The sequence below is a fragment of the Mesorhizobium loti genome (genome assembly GCA_014189435.1).
Classification (GTDB): Bacteria; Pseudomonadota; Alphaproteobacteria; order Rhizobiales; family Rhizobiaceae; genus Mesorhizobium; species Mesorhizobium loti_G.
Genome location: CP050293.1, coordinates 7,154,980 through 7,173,080, shown reverse-complemented (window position 1 = coordinate 7,173,080; position 18,101 = coordinate 7,154,980). Strand labels below are relative to the sequence as shown.

19 protein-coding genes and 1 tRNA gene are annotated in these 18,101 nt (G+C 63.4%); 13 read left to right on the top strand and 7 right to left on the bottom strand.

Annotated elements, in window-relative coordinates; all coding sequences use genetic code 11:
- Positions 1–138: 138 nt before the first annotated feature.
- Positions 139–1,491 carry a hypothetical protein gene (locus HB777_34540; GenBank protein ID QND68560.1) on the top strand — a complete coding sequence of 451 codons (1,353 nt, stop codon included), beginning with the start codon at positions 139–141 and terminating at the stop codon, positions 1,489–1,491.
- Between the two features lie 109 nt (positions 1,492–1,600).
- Here the strand turns inward: HB777_34540 and HB777_34535 are convergent.
- Positions 1,601–1,685: transfer RNA gene (locus HB777_34535), tRNA-Leu, on the bottom strand.
- Positions 1,686–1,948: 263 nt separating this feature from the next.
- Here HB777_34535 and HB777_34530 point away from each other — a divergent pair.
- Complete coding sequence (locus HB777_34530) at positions 1,949–2,536, top strand: DedA family protein (GenBank protein ID QND68559.1); 588 nt, start codon at positions 1,949–1,951, stop codon at positions 2,534–2,536.
- A gap of 35 nt (positions 2,537–2,571) precedes the next feature.
- A complete protein-coding gene (locus tag HB777_34525) occupies positions 2,572–3,090 on the top strand; it encodes a disulfide bond formation protein B (GenBank protein QND68558.1) in 519 nt (172 codons plus the stop codon).
- A gap of 407 nt (positions 3,091–3,497) precedes the next feature.
- Here the strand turns inward: HB777_34525 and HB777_34520 are convergent, their stop codons facing one another.
- Together HB777_34520 and HB777_34515 are read right to left on the bottom strand one after the other, a co-directional pair.
- Positions 3,498–4,055 (bottom strand): HNH endonuclease, encoded by a 558-nt coding sequence (locus HB777_34520; protein QND68557.1) that lies wholly within the window; start codon positions 4,053–4,055, stop codon positions 3,498–3,500.
- Between the two features lie 128 nt (positions 4,056–4,183).
- Positions 4,184–4,825 carry a DNA-3-methyladenine glycosylase 2 family protein gene (locus tag HB777_34515; GenBank protein ID QND68556.1) on the bottom strand — a complete coding sequence of 214 codons (642 nt, stop codon included), beginning with the start codon at positions 4,823–4,825 and terminating at the stop codon, positions 4,184–4,186.
- Between the two features lie 73 nt (positions 4,826–4,898).
- On the opposite strand from HB777_34515, the gene HB777_34510 reads away from it, so the two are divergent.
- Positions 4,899–5,774, top strand: coding sequence for a tRNA glutamyl-Q(34) synthetase GluQRS (locus tag HB777_34510; protein ID QND68555.1), 876 nt, complete (start codon positions 4,899–4,901; stop codon positions 5,772–5,774).
- Between the two features lie 150 nt (positions 5,775–5,924).
- Complete coding sequence (locus HB777_34505) at positions 5,925–6,818, top strand: DMT family transporter (GenBank protein ID QND68554.1); 894 nt, start codon at positions 5,925–5,927, stop codon at positions 6,816–6,818.
- Positions 6,819–6,889: 71 nt separating this feature from the next.
- Here HB777_34505 and HB777_34500 read toward each other — a convergent pair whose 3' ends face one another.
- Positions 6,890–7,741 (bottom strand): YihY/virulence factor BrkB family protein, encoded by an 852-nt coding sequence (locus HB777_34500; protein ID QND68553.1) that lies wholly within the window; start codon positions 7,739–7,741, stop codon positions 6,890–6,892.
- Positions 7,742–7,796: 55 nt separating this feature from the next.
- Here HB777_34500 and HB777_34495 point away from each other — a divergent pair, with 55 nt between their 5' ends.
- The 7 genes from HB777_34495 to HB777_34465 all read left to right on the top strand — a co-directional run bounded on the left by HB777_34495 (position 7,797) and on the right by HB777_34465 (position 13,286).
- The gene (locus tag HB777_34495) at positions 7,797–8,663 is read left to right on the top strand and encodes an SDR family oxidoreductase (GenBank protein ID QND68552.1); all 867 of its coding nucleotides are present in this window, start codon (positions 7,797–7,799) and stop codon (positions 8,661–8,663) included.
- 23 nt (positions 8,664–8,686) lie between these two features.
- The gene (locus HB777_34490) at positions 8,687–8,878 is read left to right on the top strand and encodes a twin transmembrane helix small protein (protein QND68551.1); all 192 of its coding nucleotides are present in this window, start codon (positions 8,687–8,689) and stop codon (positions 8,876–8,878) included.
- 24 nt (positions 8,879–8,902) lie between these two features.
- Complete coding sequence (locus HB777_34485; GenBank protein QND68550.1) at positions 8,903–9,484, top strand: cob(I)yrinic acid a,c-diamide adenosyltransferase; 582 nt, start codon at positions 8,903–8,905, stop codon at positions 9,482–9,484.
- A gap of 28 nt (positions 9,485–9,512) precedes the next feature.
- Positions 9,513–10,313 carry a rhomboid family intramembrane serine protease gene (locus HB777_34480; protein ID QND68549.1) on the top strand — a complete coding sequence of 267 codons (801 nt, stop codon included), beginning with the start codon at positions 9,513–9,515 and terminating at the stop codon, positions 10,311–10,313.
- Between the two features lie 182 nt (positions 10,314–10,495).
- Positions 10,496–11,245: an electron transfer flavoprotein subunit beta/FixA family protein gene (locus HB777_34475; GenBank protein QND68548.1), complete on the top strand. Its 750-nt coding sequence runs from the start codon at positions 10,496–10,498 to the stop codon at positions 11,243–11,245.
- A gap of 23 nt (positions 11,246–11,268) precedes the next feature.
- Positions 11,269–12,198, top strand: a complete 930-nt coding sequence (locus HB777_34470; GenBank protein QND68547.1) for an electron transfer flavoprotein subunit alpha/FixB family protein — start codon at positions 11,269–11,271, stop codon at positions 12,196–12,198.
- A gap of 209 nt (positions 12,199–12,407) precedes the next feature.
- Positions 12,408–13,286, top strand: a complete 879-nt coding sequence (locus HB777_34465; protein ID QND68546.1) for a 3-hydroxybutyryl-CoA dehydrogenase — start codon at positions 12,408–12,410, stop codon at positions 13,284–13,286.
- Positions 13,287–13,341: 55 nt separating this feature from the next.
- Here the strand turns inward: HB777_34465 and HB777_34460 are convergent, their stop codons facing one another.
- The 3 genes from HB777_34460 to HB777_34450 all read right to left on the bottom strand — a co-directional run bounded on the left by HB777_34460 (position 13,342) and on the right by HB777_34450 (position 16,668).
- Positions 13,342–15,324: a PAS domain S-box protein gene (locus tag HB777_34460; protein QND69011.1), complete on the bottom strand. Its 1,983-nt coding sequence runs from the start codon at positions 15,322–15,324 to the stop codon at positions 13,342–13,344.
- Between the two features lie 167 nt (positions 15,325–15,491).
- Positions 15,492–16,130, bottom strand: a complete 639-nt coding sequence (locus HB777_34455) for a DUF1109 family protein (GenBank protein QND68545.1) — start codon at positions 16,128–16,130, stop codon at positions 15,492–15,494.
- 1 nt (position 16,131) lies between these two features.
- The gene (locus HB777_34450; GenBank protein QND68544.1) at positions 16,132–16,668 is read right to left on the bottom strand and encodes a sigma-70 family RNA polymerase sigma factor; all 537 of its coding nucleotides are present in this window, start codon (positions 16,666–16,668) and stop codon (positions 16,132–16,134) included.
- A gap of 261 nt (positions 16,669–16,929) precedes the next feature.
- Here HB777_34450 and HB777_34445 point away from each other — a divergent pair, with 261 nt between their 5' ends.
- Positions 16,930–17,937 (top strand): iron ABC transporter substrate-binding protein, encoded by a 1,008-nt coding sequence (locus tag HB777_34445; GenBank protein QND68543.1) that lies wholly within the window; start codon positions 16,930–16,932, stop codon positions 17,935–17,937.
- Positions 17,938–18,101: the final 164 nt, after the last annotated feature.

The window sequence follows — 18,101 nt, the reverse complement described above, 5'->3', positions numbered from 1 at the left end:
AAACAAACGCCAATATCGCCATTTTCTCATAAAAAACGAGATTTCTTGCAGAAATTTTCGGTGAATGCCGGCCAAACCGGCTCGCAATATTGTCCATAATCCTCGACAATCTAGTGATTCGGTAGCGATGAGAGAAAAATGTCGCTGAACCATGAGGCCAACGGCGCCCGGCACATCAGTGCAGACGGCAGCGCCGTTGTCCAAAAGGGCGACAACGATCCGTTTGAAGACCTGATCCAAAGCATTCGAGCCGCCACGCATCAGGCTTCGCCTCTCTTCGAAGATGAGCCCACCAGATTGGCCCGGCCAGACACGCCGGCTCCCCTTGGTTCGACCGAGACCGGCTCAAGTCGGACCCAGTCCAGGCGCGGTTCCTCCCCCTTGTCCAGCCATCCGTTGAGTCTGCATACCGACGACGACTTGGCCGCTCATCTGAAAGGCGTAGCGGAAGGGCTGGAATTGTCGCGTCATGCATGGTCCTTCGTGCAGGACTATTTTGCCAGGCTCGATGCGCAAACGCGCCATGCCGACGCTCTCGATACCGAGAAATGGAATTTGCAAGAGGAGGTGGCGAAGCTCGAACTCTTGCACGATCGCGGCTCGAAAGAGCTTGAGCGAAAATCGCGCGAGCTATCGATCGCGAGCGCGACCATCGCCGACCTGCAGGTCGAACTCGACAGAGCCCGACAGGCCATTGCGCGGGCCGACAGGCATGCCGACCAGCGCGCAACGCGGTTCCTCGAGGCGAATGTCGAGGTCGAGCGTCTGGGACGCAACCTGGCGCGGATCTCGGAGCAGCTTCGCAATGAGACCATGGCCCGGCATGCCGCCGAGCAGGCGCGTGAGGACGTTGCATCGCGGCTCTCCGGCTTGGAACAGGCCGCCATGCTGCTTCATTCCAAGGTCGCGGAGTACAAACTCCTTAACGAGCAACTGACCGGGAAACTGTCACGGCAGATGGCGGTGCAGCAAGACTTGCACGCGCGGCTGTCCACGGTCGAGCATGAGCGCGGCGTTCTCGACGACTGCGCCGCCGCCGCGCAGGAGCGGGCCGCGGGACTCGAAAGGGAGTTGCGCTCGCTCCAGCGCCGCGCCACCGCTCTGCTTGTCGATCAAGCCGTGGTCCACGCAGCGCCGGGCCAATTCGGGCAACGTGCCGAGGACATGCCCGAGCATTGGCGCCCGGAAGCCGAGACCGCGAAGTTACGCGAGGAGCGCGACGCGGCGCGCAGGGACTGTGCCGCGATGAAGGTTCAACTCGCCGATCTCCGCTTGCGCGGCGTGACCGACGAACGCGCGCATGCCCGTTGCCGCGATGAGAACCGCGAGCTTCACCATAGGCTGGAAACGCTAACCCCCCAGGACCGGCACAGCGGACCGGCAGCGGATGACGGTGCCGATCTCGAACGGGCATTCGACGAATTGCTGGCAACCGGCGAGCTTAGCGCGGCCAACGACGGCGACGCCACTGTGACGCGCAAAGCGTCTTGATCGCGTTGCTGAGGCATATCGGCAGGCAGGTGGCCATGACGTCGAGCTGGCGGACGTGTTGGTGATCGGCGTGACGCCGCCCCCTCGTCTGAAGGCCGAAGTAGGTAAATGGTGCCCCTAGCCGGAATCGAACCAGCACTCCTTGCGGAACTCGATTTTGAGTCGAGCGCGTCTACCAATTCCGCCATAGGGGCTCAGGCCGGGCGGCCTGGATGGCGCGGGACTATACGGTTGGAGGCCTGTTCGTCAACTGGCCAATTGTTGCCGGCCCGGGATGCGACCAAACTGCGCCTTTCGATTTCGTGACGAGGCTGCCATTGTGCAGCGCGGAAAATCTTTCTAGACAGGCGGCGCATCAAGTGCTGCGCGTCTGACTGGATGGATGGCGCGCGCTTTGGGTCTTTGTTTTGTCCCGAAACCGCTGCGCATTTTTGGGCGACATGCATTAGGAGTGCCGATGCTTCGCGGACTTTACGACTGGACCTTGTCGCTGGCAGCGCGCAAATCCGCCGAATGGTGGCTGGCCTTCATCGCTTTCGTCGAAAGCTCGGTGTTCCTGGTGCCGGCCGACGTGCTCTATCTGCCGATGGCGCTGTCGCGGCCGGATCGCGCTTACCGCTATGCGCTGATCGCCACCGTCGCCTCGGTGCTGGGCGGCATCGCCGGCTGGTTCATCGGCCACTACGCCTATGACGCGGTGGCGAGGCCGATCCTGGAATTCTACGGCAAATATGACGAGTTCGAAGCCCTGCGCACCTCGTCGGGCGTCGGTTTCATCATCCTGATGCTGATCACGTCGGGCGCTGCCCATCTGCCGCCTATCAAGGTAGTGACGATCCTGTCCGGCGTTATCGGCGTCAATTTGCTGCTGTTCATCGTGCTGGCGATCGTGGCGCGCGGCGGCCGCTTCCTGCTGCTCGCCTGGCTGCTACGCCGCTATGGCGAGCCGATCCGCGAATTCATCGAAAAGCGCCTCGGCCTGATCGCCGGCGCCGCCGCGGCTGCCCTGATTTTGCTCTATATCGTCGTCAAATACGCGTTCTGAACACAGCCCTGGCAAGCCGGACGGAGCCGATTGAAATGACAGCGACCATGAATGCCGACACCGGACGCCAGCGGACACGCACGGCCCTGTTTCTCGCCGTCGCCATGGCCGCGACCGTCGGCTCGGCGCTCGGTTTCCAGTATCTCGGCGGCTACATCCCTTGCCACCTCTGCCTCGAACAGCGCACGCCCTACTATATCGGCGTGCCGCTGATGGTGCTGGCGGTGATTGCATCGATGCTGCACGCGCCTAGCTGGCTGACGCGCGGCCTGCTGGCCGTCGGCGGCCTCTTGATGCTCTACGGCCTCTATCTCGGCGTCTACCACTCCGGTGTCGAATGGCAGTGGTGGGCCGGCCCGACCGACTGCACCGCGGGTGCCGGACCGGTCGACACTGGCGGCAAGGGCGTGCTCGACGCGCTCGATAAATTCGTGCCGCCATCCTGCGACAAGGCCGCGCTGCGCATCCTCGGCCTATCGCTGGCCGGCTGGAACGCCATCGCCAGCCTTGTCCTTGCCGCAGTCGCCTTCCGCGGCGCCCTCACCCGCGACTAAGCCAATTCGATTGAACGGCGCGACGCAGAGTTCGGGCAAAAAGTTCGGCAGGCTGAGTCGGATGGCGCGGCTTTCGACGTCCGAGCCAGGTCGACCCCCACTCCGTCTCGGCTTCGCCGAGCCACCTCTCCCCGATCGACGGGGTAGAGGAAGGGCGCGAGCTTGTTGTAGCCAGCGCTTCTCCAACAGGCTCCCTTCCTCTCCCTCCGGAGGGGAGAGGTGGCGCTGCGAAGCAGCGACGGAGTGGGGGAAACCGGTCCTTAAGCGCGAAGCCACTGGTAAGTGAGCGCGACCGAGCTGGTCCGATATCGGGGGAGTGTAAGATTATCATGGTCTGGCAGGCATGTGAGCATCGGAAGCGCAGACAATCGCTCCAGACGGCCAGCCTCCCGAATTCTCGGACGATCTCAGGGTTCGAGTTCGACATCCCAGTACAGATAATCCATCCAGCTTTCGTGCAGATGGTTGGGCGGGAACAGGCGGCCGTTGTTGTGCAGATCATGCACCGTCGGCTGGAAAGGCTTCTGCAGCGGCCACATCTTGGCATGCGCCGGCATCATGCCGCCCTTCCTGAGGTTGCAGGGCGAGCAGGCGGCAACGACATTCTCCCATGTCGTCGCACCGCCGCGGTGGCGGGGGATGACATGGTCGAAGGTCAGGTCCTCCGGCGTGCCGCAATACTGGCACTGGAAGCGGTCGCGCAGGAAGACGTTGAAACGGGTGAAGGCCGGATGCCTGGACGGCTTCACATAGGCCTTCAGGCTGACCACGCTCGGCAGCTTCATCGAGAAGGTCGGCGAGGAGACGGCGTGCTCGTATTCGGCGACGATGTTCACGCGGTCGAGGAACACCGCCTTGATGGCGTCCTGCCACGACCAGAGCGACAGGGGGTAATAGCTGAGCGGACGGTAATCCGCATTCAGCACCAGTGCTGGAAGCCCATCCGGAGATACGGCGACCGTCACGTGTTTACCTCCTTGGTTCTAGACCCGAACGGCGCGGATACTGTAAGCCCGACATGACAGGGATGTGAAGCAGATTGTCGCGCCGCCGAAGCGCCAAAAATACATGATTTTTATGCTTTTTTGCGGATTCAGGCCGGCGGCGCGGCGTCCCGCCCTCTAGTTTCGCGATAATAGGACCAGAAAAGCCGTGATGCGACACCTCGCCACGGGCTCCATGATTCGGCCAAGGCGATCAGTGTTTTCTCGGGTGGACGCGGCTCGATGCCGAGCGCGTGACCGACCGCGCTCTGTAAGGCGACGTCTCGCGCGGGGAAGATGTCGGGGTGTCCGGCGGCGAACAGAAGGTACACTTCCGCCGTCCATGGACCGATGCCAGGCACCGCAGTCATCGTCGTGATCGCCTCCTGGGCATCGAGCGAACAGAGGTGATGCAGGTCGAGCCCGTCGACCACGGCCTGGGCAATTGCGATCAGGCCGCGCTGCTTCGGCCGTGACAGGCCGGCCTCGCGAAACATGTCTTCGCCGGCGCCAAGGATCGCCTGCGGCGTCAAAGGATCGACGAGCTTGGTCAGCCGACCGAAGATGGCATCGGCGCTGGCGCGGGACACTTGCTGTGAAACGACGATCGACGCCAGGCTCCTGAACCCCGGCTCGGACAGCCGCAGCGGCACTTCGCCGGCCATGCCGCGCACCTTTTCCAGGCGCGGGTCGATCACGCAAAGCGCATCGAGCCCTCGGGCAATGTCGTCTGATGTCACGATACGCTGCATGCTTTCTTGTTCCTTGACTGTCGACAGGGTAGCAATTGGCGAAGCGCCGCAAAACATGATTGCCGCCTCAGAGATGACACTCCTGACATTCCGCTTCGCCCCCAGCCCCAACGGCGACCTGCATCTCGGCCACGCCTATTCGGCGCTGCTCAACCGGAAGCTGGCGACACAGGCAGACGGCCGCCTGCTGCTGCGCATCGAGGATATCGACACGACGCGCTGCACGCCGCAATTCGAGGCCGGCGTGCTTGCCGACCTGAAATGGCTGGGGCTTGGCTGGGAAGAGCCGGTGCGCCGCCAGTCCGAGCATTTCGCCGAATACCAGCTGGTGCTCGAGCGGCTGATCGCGGAAGAGCTCGTCTATCCCGCCTTCATGAGCCGTGGCGAAATCCGCGCTTTCATCACCGACAGTGAAGGGCGCGGGCGCGACTGGCCGCGCGATCCCGACGGCGTGCCGCTCTACCCCGCAGCCGACAAGGCGCTGCCGGCCAAGGAACGCAAGCGGCGGATCTCCGAGAATGCGCCCTTCGCCTGGCGGCTGGATGTCGATGCCGCCATGGCGCGTGTCGGCAAGGACCTGTCATGGAGCGAATTCGTCGACGAGAGCCTTTCCGCGACCCGATCGGTCGAAGCCCGTCCACGGGACTGGGGCGACGTGATCATCGCGCGCCGCGACATCCCGACCAGCTACCACCTCGCGGTCGTTATGGACGATGCGCTGCAAGGCGTCAGCCATGTCGTGCGCGGGCAGGATCTGTTTTCCGCCACCGGCGTGCAGCGCCTGCTTCAGGAGCTCCTCGGACTGCCGCAACCGGCCTATTTCCATCATCGTCTCATCCTCGGGCCCGACGGACGAAAGCTGTCCAAGAGTCTCGGCGACACCGGCCTCACCGCCTTGTGCGATGCCGGTGCATCACCGGATGACGTCAGGCGGATGGTCGGGCTTTGAGCCCGGCGAGATCAGGGAAACCGCCTGCCAAATGCGCCGACCGTTGAATTCCGGTGATGTATGGATCAACGGTTTCATTTTGCGCGCCGGGTTGAAGCGCAGTAGAGCAGCGCCACGATCAACTCCCTCCAGCGCGGCGGTCTCCGGAACATGCACAGCATCAAGCGGTTCATTCCCGCCACCTTCGTCGTCTTGTGGGCGACCGGCTTCATCGGCGCGCGCTACGCCATGCCATGGGCGGAGCCGTTCACCTTTCTCGCCGCACGGTTCGTCATCGCCGCCATCCTGCTGGCTGTCCTGATGCTTGTGCTGGGCTCGAAACGAGCCACCCGCGAGGAGGCGCTGCATGCCACCGGCGCCGGCATCCTGATGCACGGCGTCTATCTCGGCGCCGTCTTCTGGGCCATCCACAGGGGTATGCCGGCCGGCTTTTCGGCCCTGATCGTCGGCCTGCAGCCGCTGATCACGGCGGTGCTTGCCGGCAAGTTTCTTGGCGAGGCGATCCTGCCGCGTCACTGGCTTGGTCTTGGCATCGGCCTCATCGGCATCGTCATCGTGCTGTGGCCCAAGCTCGGCGCGCTCGGCGGCGGCGTGACCGCGGCGACGCTCACTGCCTCGCTGGTCTCGGTGCTCGGCATGAGCGCCGGCACCATCTGGCAGAAGCGCTTCGCTTCCGGCGGCGACCTCGTCGCCGCGACCATGTGGCAATATGTCGGCGGCGCGGCTGTGATGATCCTGGCCGCGCTGGCCTTCGAAACGCACACGGTCGTCATCAACGGCGAACTGATCTTCGCCATGGCCTGGCTGGTGCTGGTGCTGTCGCTCGGCGCCATCTTCCTGCTGATGGTGATGATCCGCGACGGCGAAATGTCGAAAGTGGCCTCGCTGTTCTACCTGGTGCCGGCGGTGACGGCCATTATCGCCTGGGCCTTGTTCGACGAGCAGCTCAATGCGCTGCAGATTGTCGGCATGGCCATCACGACATTCGGCGTTGGCCTGGCAACGGCGAGGCCGAACAGAGGAATTGAAGAATTGAGGAATTGAAGAATTCGGGGGCCTCAATTCCTCAATTCTCCAGTTCTTCAATTCCTCTTCCCTATCTGCCCGGCATCCGCTCATCCTACCCGGGCGCGGGCCTCCAGATAGCGGCTGATCGCGGCATTGAGCTCGCCACCGAGGATGAAGATCGCCGAGACCATGTAGAGGAAGACCACGGCGATCATGATCGAAGCCAGGCCGGCATAGGTCGTCACATAGGACGAGAAGTGGTCGAGATAGGTGGCGAAGATGGTCGAACCGATAAGCCATGCCGCCAGCGTGAAGATGATGCCCGGCACCAGCGAGACGAAGCGGCGCTTGCCTGCCGGCAGCCAGAAATGCACGGCGAACAATCCGCCGACAATGACCGCCGAGGCGATGACATAACGCCACAGCGTGATCGTGCCCATATAGGGCTTGATCCAGTCGATATGGGCTTCGGCGAGCCGCGCCAGCAGCGGCGCGAACACCAGGAGCACGCTGATCGCCAGGAAGCCGGCGGTGGCGATGAGAACGAAGATGATGCTCTGCACCCGGCGGTAGATGATGCCGCGCGTCTCCGAGACGCGATAGGCGCGGTTGAGCGACGTGCGCAGCGCCTCGATGCCGTTCGAGGCAAAATAAGCCGCAAGCACCACGCCGTAGGTCAAAAGGTCTGTGCGCCTGACGGTCAGCACATTGAGCACCTCGCGCGCAATCGGCTTGGCGATCTGTTCGGGCCAGGTGTCGAAGACCAGGTGCACGGCCGTGTCGGAAAACGCCTGCGCGCCGAGGAAGCTCGCCAGCGTCGTGGCAAAGATCAGGAACGGGAACAGCGCCATCAGCGAGGTGATCGCCAGATGGCTGGCCATCGCCCAGCCGTCATCGGTGTTGAAATGGCCAAGCGCGTCGTAGAGAACCCGCTTGAGGGCTACGATCTTCCGCATCAAGGACCGCGCCCTCCAATTGTCTCCACGCCGGGAATATGGGAAGGGATTGCGGCAAATGGCAACCCTTGGCGAAACCACGAACAGTCCGGCGCAGGAATTGCGCTCGATCCTCGTCACCGGCGCATCTTCGGGGATAGGCGCGTACTGCGCCCGTGCGTTGAAGGCGGAAGGCTGGCGGGTGTTCGCGACGGCACGCAAGCCGCAGGACATCGCCGCGCTCGAAGCCGACGGTATCGAGGCCTTCTATCTCGATTATTGCGAGCCGGACTCCATCGCCGCGCTGGTGGCGGCTGTGCTCGACCGCACCGGCGGCCGGCTCGACGCCCTGTTCAACAATGGCGCCTATGCGCAGCCGGGCGCCGTCGAGGATCTGCCCGTTGCAGCGCTCAAGGAGCAGTTCGAGGCGAATTTCTTCGGCTGGCATGACCTGACCCGCCGGCTCGTGCCGGTGATGCGCCGCCAGGGTCACGGCCGCATGGTCCACTGCTCGTCGATCCTCGGCCTGACGCCAGTGCGTTTTCGCGGCGCCTATTCGGCGTCGAAGCACGCCCTGGAGGCCCTGATGCTCTGCCAGCGCCAGGAACTGGCCGGCAGCGGCGTCCATGTTTCGCTGATCGAGCCGGGACCGGTGAAGTCAAGGATCGCCAGCAACGGCCTCATTTGGTTTCTCAGGAACATCGACCACGAGAATTCCGTGCACCGCGTGGACTATGCCGCGCAACTCGAGCGGCTGCGGGCCGGCGGCAGCCAATCGGCCTTGAAGCCGGGGCCGGAAGTGGTTCACGCGGCGCTACGCCATGCACTTCTGTCGCGGCGCCCGCGCCCGCACTATGTGGTAACAGTGCCGGCCAGGATCGGTGCGGTGCTCAAACGCATCCTGCCGGCATCGATGCTCTATCGCATCCTTGCCAAACGCGCCTGAAACAACCGAACTGGGAACACACCATGGCAACCGTCTTCAACATCCTCGCCATTCTGGTCATGGTCGCCGTGGTGATCGTTCTTGTTCGCGGCCTCATCAACATGATGCGCGGCGGCTCCGGCGTCACCTCCAACAAGCTGATGCAGGCGCGCGTCATGCTGCAGGCGGTGGCGCTGGTGCTGATCCTGCTGGCGGTGTATTTCACCCGCAAGTGAGGATATCGGCAGCCGGGGAAGCGAATGGTCAAGCTCAACAAGATCTACACCCGCACCGGCGATGACGGCACCACGGGGCTTGGCACCGGCGAACGGCGGCTGAAATCCGATCTGCGGGTGGACGCCTACGGCACGGTCGACGAGGCCAATGCCTGCATCGGCATCGCCCGGGTCCACACGGCCGCGACCCACCCCGCGATCGACGCCATGCTTTCCCGCATCCAGAACGATCTTTTCGACCTCGGCGCCGATCTCGCCGTGCCCGACGACGGCAAGCCGCTCGGCTATGAGCCGCTCCGCATCATCGCCGTGCAGACCGACCGGGTCGAGAAGGACATCGACCTCATCAACAAGGAGCTTCAGCCGCTCAAATCCTTCGTGCTCAATGGCGGCACACCGGCGGCGGCGGCACTTCACCTTGCCCGCACCGTGGCCCGGCGGGCAGAAAGGCTGATGGTGGCGCTGGCCCAGGATCCGAACGAACACGTCAACCGCGACGGCCTGAAATACATCAACCGCGTCTCGGATTTCCTGTTTGTCGCCGCCCGGGCGGTCAATGACAACGGAAACGCCGACGTGCTATGGGTTCCCGGCAAGAACCGCTGATTGTCGAAAGCGGAAGAGGGCCTCGGGCATGTTCATCCCGCTTTACGACACCAACAGGCTGCGGCACATCCGCCTGCAATATGTGACGATCGGGCTGATCGTGGTCAACGCCCTGGTCTACCTCGCCACCGCGCTCGGCGGCGAGAGTTTCTCCAATGCCGCCGTACTTGGCCTCGGCTTCATCCCGTCGGTCGTCCATGACACCGCCGAGCTTGATCCCCGTTTTATCGTCATCCCTGAAAGCCTGAGCTACCTCACCTATTCCTTCCTGCATGCCGACATCTTCCACCTTGGCGGCAACATGCTGTTCCTGTGGGTGTTCGGCGACAATGTCGAGGATGCGCTGGGCCACATCCGCTACCTCATCTTCTACCTGTTGTGCGCCGTCGCCGGAGCCGCCTTCCAGGGGCTCGTCGCCTGGGATTCGCAGGTGCCACTGATCGGCGCCTCGGGCGCCATCGCCGGCGTGGTCGTCGCCTATCTGATCCTTTATCCCAGGGTGAAGGTCTGGGTGCTGGCCTTTGCCCGTATCCCGTTGCGCATTCCGGCGTTCATCCCGCTCATCCTGTGGGTGCTGTTCCAGGTGGTGATGTTTGCCGCCGGCGGCGAGGACCAGATTTCCTGGGCCTGCCACATCGGCGGCATCATCGCTGGTGCCGTTCTGGTGCTCGTTTTGCGCAGCCGCGGCGTGCCGCTGTTTGCCGGCGCTGACGAGGATACCGCGGTCGCCGCTCCCAACCAGCCGCAGGCCACTGCCGAGTCGTTGGCGCCTGAACCACCCGCCGCGACGCCGCGCTGGGGGCGAGGAAACGCTTCCAGTTCGGACTGAACCGATTTGAGCCGCTTGCAGCGTATTGACGTGCAGGGTTGCCGCAACTACGGAAACGTCTCCGTCGCAGCCTAAGGCGGGCAGAAGACCAGAATTTCCATCCGAAATGTCGGCTTTCGACAACTCAGAACGGGCGCAGGCTGTTATAGCGCGCCCAACTAGCGTGAAGAGGTGACAGGCAAATGAAGATCCTTGTGCCCGTGAAGCGGGTTGTGGATGCGAACGTCAAGGTTCGCGTGAAGGCTGATGGTTCGGCCGTGGAGCTCGCCAACGTCAAGATGGCGATGAACCCGTTCGACGAGATCGCGGTCGAAGAAGCAATCCGGCTGAAGGAGGCCGGCAAGGCGGAAGAGATCATCGTCGTCTCGATCGGCCCGCAGCAGGCTCAAGAAACCCTGCGCACCGCGCTCGCCATGGGCGCCGACCGCGCCATCCTGGTCAAGACCGACGAACAGACCGAGCCGCTCGGCGTCGCCAAGGTGCTGAAGGGCGTCGTCGACGCTGAGCAGCCCGGCCTCGTCATTCTCGGCAAGCAGGCGATCGACGACGACTCCAACCAGACCGGCCAGATGCTGGCGGCACTGCTGGGCTGGGCGCAGGGCACCTTCGCCTCCAAGATCGTGCTCGACGGCGACAAGGCCAAGGTGACGCGCGAGGTCGACGGCGGCCTGCAGACGGTGGAACTGAAGATGCCGGCGATCGTCACCGCCGACCTTCGCCTCAACCAGCCGCGCTATGCCTCCTTGCCCAACATCATGAAGGCCAAGAAGAAGCAGCTCGACGAGAAGACCCCGGCCGACTACGGCGCCGACGTCAAGCCGCGGCTGAAGGTCATCAAGACCGAGGAGCCGAGTGGCCGCAAGGCAGGCGTCAAGGTCAAGTCGGTGGCCGAACTGGTCGACAAGCTCAAGAACGAAGCCGGCGTGCTGTAAGCGATCGGGAAAGGAACAGAAAAATGACCATTCTCCTCATCGCGGAACACGACAACGCAACGCTTTCCGACCAGACCGCGAAGGCGCTGTCGGCCGCTTTGCAGATCGGCTCGGACGTGCATGTGCTGGTTGCCGGCAAGGGCGCCAAGCCGGCAGCGGATGCCGCCGCCAAGCTGAAGGGCGTGAGCAAGGTCCTGCTCGCCGAAGCCGACGAACTCGCCGAGCGCCTCGCCGAACCGACGGCGGCGCTGGTCGTGTCGCTGGCCGGCGCTTACGACACCATCATCGCGCCGGCGACTTCGTCGGGCAAGAATGTCGCGCCGCGCGTGGCAGCGCTCCTCGACGTCGCGCAAGTGTCCGAGATCATCGAAGTCGTATCGCCCGATACCTTCAAGCGGCCGATCTATGCCGGCAACGCCATCCAGACGGTGCAGTCGAGCGACGCCAAGAAGGTGATCACGGTCCGCACGGCCTCCTTCCAGGCAGCCCCCGAGGGCGGCTCGGCGGCGGTCGAGACCGTCAAGGCGGCAGCCAATCCAGGCCTCTCCACCTTCGTCGAGAACAAGCTTTCCGAGACCGACCGTCCGGAGCTGACCTCGGCCAAGATCATCATCTCGGGTGGTCGTGCGCTGGGTTCGGCGGAGAAGTTCCAGGAAGTCATCCTGCCGGTCGCCGACAAGCTCGGTGCAGCCGTCGGCGCCTCCCGCGCCGCGGTCGATGCCGGCTATGCGCCGAACGACTGGCAGGTCGGCCAGACAGGCAAGGTGGTTGCCCCCGATCTCTACATCGCGGTGGGCATCTCCGGCGCCATCCAGCACCTCGCCGGCATGAAGGATTCGAAGGTCATCGTCGCCATCAACAAGGACGAGGAGGCGCCTATCTTCCAGGTTGCCGACTACGGCCTCGTCGGCGATCTCTTCGTCATTCTGCCGGAGCTGCAAAAGGCGCTTTGACGCTTTCTGCCAAAGCGTATTAAATAGTGAGGGGTGGGGTAGACGAAGTCGCCCCGCCCTTTTAGTTTGCACTGCACAAAAACCAGGCCACAAAGGCCAAAAGCAATTCAGCAAAAGTGCGCAGCGGTTTTGCGTCCGGAATTGCGATAAAACAAAAGGTGGAGCGCTTTCGCATTTCATGCGGAAGGGCTCCGGACGGGATCGGTGTAATGAGCAAGATCGAGACGATCGGCATCATCGGCGCGGGCCAGATGGGCGGCGGCATCGCCCATGTCTCCGCGCTTTCGGGCTACAAGGTGCTGATCTACGATATATCGCCCGACCGCATCGAGAAGGGCATCGCCACCATCAGCGGCAACATGGCCCGCCAGGTGGGGTCCGGCAAGCTCGACGAGAAGGTCCGCAACGACGCGATGGGCCGCATTTCGGCCGCCCCGGCGATGGCCGATCTAGCCGGCGCCGACCTGGTGATCGAGGCGGCGACCGAGGACGAGACGGTCAAGCGCAAGATCTACGCCCAGCTCTGTCCGCAGCTTAATCCCGAAGCCATCCTGGCGACCAACACCTCGTCGATCTCGATCACGCGGCTTGCCGCGCAGACCGACCGGCCGGAGCGGTTCATCGGCATACATTTCATGAACCCGGTGCCACTCATGAAGCTGGTCGAGCTGGTGCGCGGCATCGCCACCGAGGACCAGACCTTCGAGGCCGCCAAGACCTACGTAAAGCAGCTCGACAAGACGATCACGGTCTCGGAGGATTTTCCGGCCTTCATCGTCAACCGCATCCTGCTGCCGATGATCAACGAGGCGATCTACACGCTCTATGAGGGCGTCGGCTCGGTCGATGCCATCGACACCGCCATGCGGCTCGGCGCCAACCATCCGATGGGGCCGCTGCAGTTGGCTGACTTCATCGGGCTCGATACCTGCCTGTCGATCATGCAGGTGCTGCATGACGGCCTGTCGGACTCGAAGTACCGCCCTTGCCCGCTGCTGGTGAAATATGTCGAGGCCGGCTGGCTCGGTCGCAAGACCGGGCGCGGCTTCTACGACTATCGCGGCGAGCATCCCGTCCCGACGCGCTGATCAGATCCGCGTCAGCGGAAACCTAGGCCTTTCGGATCAGCGGTTGAGACCCGGATCAGGAGGCCGCAGCCAGCGGCTCGGGCGGCACTGCCCTGCCGTCCACAATCTCCGCGTCGTCCGGCGCCACGCAAACGCAGCCACGGCCGGCCGCCTTGGCCGCGTAGCAAGCCGCATCGGCCCTGGCGATGACCTCGTCGACTTCACCGCAATTGGCGTTGATCGCAGCCAGCCCGATGCTGGCGCCGATCACGTGCGGACGGCCGTCCCAGGTGAAATCCAGGCTGCGTATCGCATCGATGATGGAGCGTGCGGCGATCTTGGCGCCGGTTGCCGAACCCGATTTCAGAACGACCGCGAATTCGTCGCCGCCCAAACGAGCAACGATGTCGTCTGGACCAAGCACGCCGCGAACCGCCTCGGCAACCCGCTTCAGCAGCGCGTCTCCCGCCGCGTGGCCGCCCGTATCGTTGACCAGTTTGAAGTGGTCGAGATCGATGAACATGAACTGATGTCCGGCACCTTTGCCAGAGGTACCGTCCTTGCGCGCCTGGCCAACCAGATCCTCCATGGCGCGGATGAAGCTCGAGCGATTGGCAAGGCCGGTCAGCGCATCGTGTGCTGCGGCGTGGGCGAGCTGGCGCTGCAGCGCGCGCGCATCGGTAAAGTCCTGGAAAACGATGACCAGCCCGCAGAATTCGTTCCGTTCATTGATGATTGGCGACACGACCTGACGGATGCTGCAGCGCGTGTCGTCGCGCCGGATGAGAACGGCGCGGCTGTTCTGGTCTGCGGGCGCCTGACCGCCGATCGCCGGTCGGGTCACGCCGATCCGGTGTCCCGTCTCCTCGTCGACCGCCCAGTAGACATGGCCAAGCATCTTGCCGAGAGCCTCGCTGCCGGCAACACCGGTCAGCTTTTCGGCGACCGGATTCATGAAGGTGACGCGGTTTGCGGCATCGGTGCAGATGACGGCATCGCCGATCGACTGCAGGGTCACCCTCAGTCGCTCCTTTTCATCGGCCAGCATTGCCGCCGACACGGTGAGGTGTGCTTCGGCCTCTTTGCGCAGGGTGATGTCGGTCAGGCTGCCTATGGCCCTGATCAGCCGGCCGTCCTCGTCGCGCTCGATGGCCTTGCCGCGGTCGAGGAACCACATCCAGTGGCCATCCTTGTGGCGCATCCTGAACTCGGCTTCGAAGAACGGCGTCTTGCCCTCGAGATGGGCGCGATCCGCTTCGGCGACAGTCTCGCGATCGTCGGGATGGATCATCGTCAGCCAGCGGTCGGTGTCGCCATCGAGCTCGCCATCCGCATAGCCCAGCATCTTGACCCAGGTCGAGGAATAGGTCGTGCCGCCCTTGCGCATGTCGAGGTCCCAGACACCTTGGCCGGCGCCGGCCAGGGCGAAATTCCAACGCGTTTCCGCTTCGGCGATGCGCGCCTCGGCTTGCTTGCGCGCATCGATGTTCTCGATTTGCGAGACAAGATAGAGCGGGCGGCCGCTGTTCTCGTCACGAATGACCGAACCCGCAAGATGCGCCCAGACGGGCGTTCCGTCCTTGCGGAGGTATCGCTTCTCGAAGTGGAAGGAATTGACCGTGCCCGCCTTCAGATCGTCCATCGTTTCCCGACCGATCTGCAGATCGTCTGGATGCGTGATCTGGAAGAAGGTCAGCGCCTCGATCTCCTCGCTCGTGTAGCCAAGCATGGCGGCGAAGGCCGGGTTGGTCTGGCGAATGCGCCCGTCGAGACCGACAACGACGATACCGATCGCCGAATCCTCCATGGCGCGGCGGAAGCGCAGCTCGCTCTCGGCGATCTGCCGGCGATCCTCGCTGATCCGACGGGTGGACAGGGCGGCCAGGAACAGCGCGCCCGCCGCCACCGCCACCGAGATCTGCAGGCAGAGTTTCAGCGCATCCGAGCCGAGCTCCAGGCGCGACAGCAGGATCGAGGCCGCCACGCCGCCCAGGCCGGCCACCAGCAACGCCAACCCTGCATACCCAAGAGATTTTCGGCCGGTCAATCCACGCCACATCACGATACGTGCCACCCCCGTGCGCAAACGCATGTTCTCGCATCAACCTTGACGGATCGATTTTAAGGAAAGGTTGCGTCCGGCCTGCCGGCGCCATTGCTAACCGGCAAACAATTGCCGGCATGATTAAGGATCGGTGTGTATGGGCTCGCGATCGTGGCGGAACGCTACCAGCGCACGAAAAACCGTCCGCCAAGCGCGCCGAGCAATGCGAGCGCTGCGATCGCTATCGTGTACCAGGTGGCGACGAAAAGCGGCGAATCGTCGAAACAGTGCGCGGCGTAGAAGGTCGCCGCCAGCCCGCCGGCGAGCAGGCCGGCGACAGCGCCGGCAAACACCGGCCGTGTCGGCGCGCCGTAGCGCAGCATCCATAGGAAGATGGCAAGCGGGCCAATGCCGATCAACGGGATGAAACCCATGCAGATCATCATATTGGAGCCGACCATGCGCGTGCCCCACAACGCCTCCGGCACCATGAAGAGCTCCAACACCACCGCCACGGCCACCAGCAGCGGTGCGGTAAGCATCCCTGCCATCGCCCGACCTGTCGAGGCGCCCGGCGTCGACAAAGCGCGGATCAGGGCGAAGGCGCTAACGGCCAGCACGATGGTGAAAACGAACTTGGACAGGAAACGCATCGTGTGCGCGGCCACCATGAAGTCGGGACGCGGACCGATCGTCAGCAGGAAGACTATTGCCGCAATGACAACGGCAGCCCCAGCAGCCAGCCACCAGGCAGATCGCAGCGGCATCGCCTTGCTGCGCGCATCGGCGTCCAGCGCCTTGATGAGATCGTCCGTCCTCATGTCATTCCCGCCCGAATCGCTTGGCTATCGCGGCAAGTCCACGATGCAGCGACACACGCACCGCCGTCTCGCTGATGCCGAACTTTGCCGCCGTCTCACCGATGGACCGCCCTTCCACCGACACGGCCGAGACCACGGAGCGTTGCGCCGGAGACAGGCCGTCCAATGCCCGGTTGATGTCGCGCTCGCTGACGCTCTCCGTTTCCGGCTCGGCGAAGGTCTCGGCGATATCGTCGACATCGATCTCGATGCGCCGCCCACGCCGCCGGAACGCGTCGATCAGCTTGAAGCGGGCAATCGCATAGATCCACGGCAACACCGGCGCATCCTGGCGCCAGGTATGCCGTTTCACATGAATGGCCAGCAAGGTTTCCTGCACGACATCCTCGGGATCGACCCCGCCCTGCACGATCTTGCGTCGGACAAAACCGCGCACCAGCGTGGCAATCCGATGCAGAAAGTCGGCATAGGCCTTTTCGTCTCCCGCGATCGCGGCCCGCATCAGCCGGGAAAGCTCGGCCTCATCCTTGCCGCTCACAAGAGTTCACTCCCCGATTTTCGCGTCTCGGCGCTGATTTGTTACGTGGCCGGCGAAATAATGTCCAAGCCAAACTGTCGGTAAATCACGAAAGTTTGCGCTACCGCCGAGCCGTGAGCATCACGCGGAATTGTCCGTGCGGCACCGACCTTTGCACTTCAGCGACCGATTGAAGCACATCAACAATGTTGACTATCGCTGTCATGTATCGATAGGTGCAGCCGTGACAGACCGAAGACTCCCAAGATCGAGGACAATGCCATGAAATACGCCCTTTCCACCCTCGTCGGCGCCACCGCGCTGGCAATCAGCCTGATCGGCGGTCCGGCGATGGCGGAAGACGACGGCATCATTGTCTACAACGCCCAGCATGAAAACCTGACCAAGGCGTGGGCCGAAGGCTTCACCAAGGAAACCGGCATCAAGGTCACCGTGCGCAATGGCGGCGACAGCGACTTTTCCAACCAGATCGTCGCCGAGGGCGCTGCTTCGCCGGCCGACGTCTTCCTCACGGAAAACTCGCCGGCCATGGTGCTGGTCGAGACATCAGGCCTGTTCGCGCCGGTCGACGCCGACACGCTGGCGCAAGTTCCGCCGGACTATCAGCCGGCCAGCGGCAAATGGGTCGGCGTCGCCGCGCGCAGCACGGTCTTTGCCTACAACAAGACCAAGCTGACCGCCGATCAGCTGCCCAAGTCGATGCTTGACCTGGCCGATCCGAGCTGGAAGGGCCGTTGGGCCGCCTCCCCATCGGGCGCCGATTTCCAGGCCATCATCAGCGCGCTGCTTCAGCTCAAGGGCGAGGCCGCTACCGCGGACTGGCTGAAGGCGATGAAAACCAATTTCACCGCCTACAAGGGCAACAGCACGGTGATGAAGGCGGTCAATGCCGGCGAGATCGAAGGCGGCGTGATCTACCACTATTACTATTTCGGCGATCAGGCCAAGACCGGCGAAAACAGCAAGAATGTTGAACTGCACTATTTCAAGAATCAGGATCCGGGCGCGTTCGTCTCGATCTCCGGCGGCGGTGTGCTGGCCTCGAGCAAGCACCCGAAGGAAGCCCAGGCCTTCCTGAAATGGGTGACCGGCAAGGGCGGCCAGGACGTGCTGAAGACCGGCGATTCCTTCGAATACGCGGTCGGCAAGGGTGCGGAGTCCAACCCCAAGCTGGTGCCGCTCGCCGATCTGCAGGCGCCGAAAGTCGATGCCACGACGCTGAACTCCAAGAAGGTCACCGACCTGATGACGGCAGCCGGCTTGCTTTAGTTGCCATTCCTCCTAAAAGGACAACCGACCACGCTCCCGCGGGAATTCGCCTTCCGCGGGAGTGATTTTGTTTTTCGAGATGGCATTCGTCGATGACGACACGCTGTGTTCCCGACCGCGATCGCGGTCCTTCAATTGCTGCCGCTGGACGGCAACGGCACGGC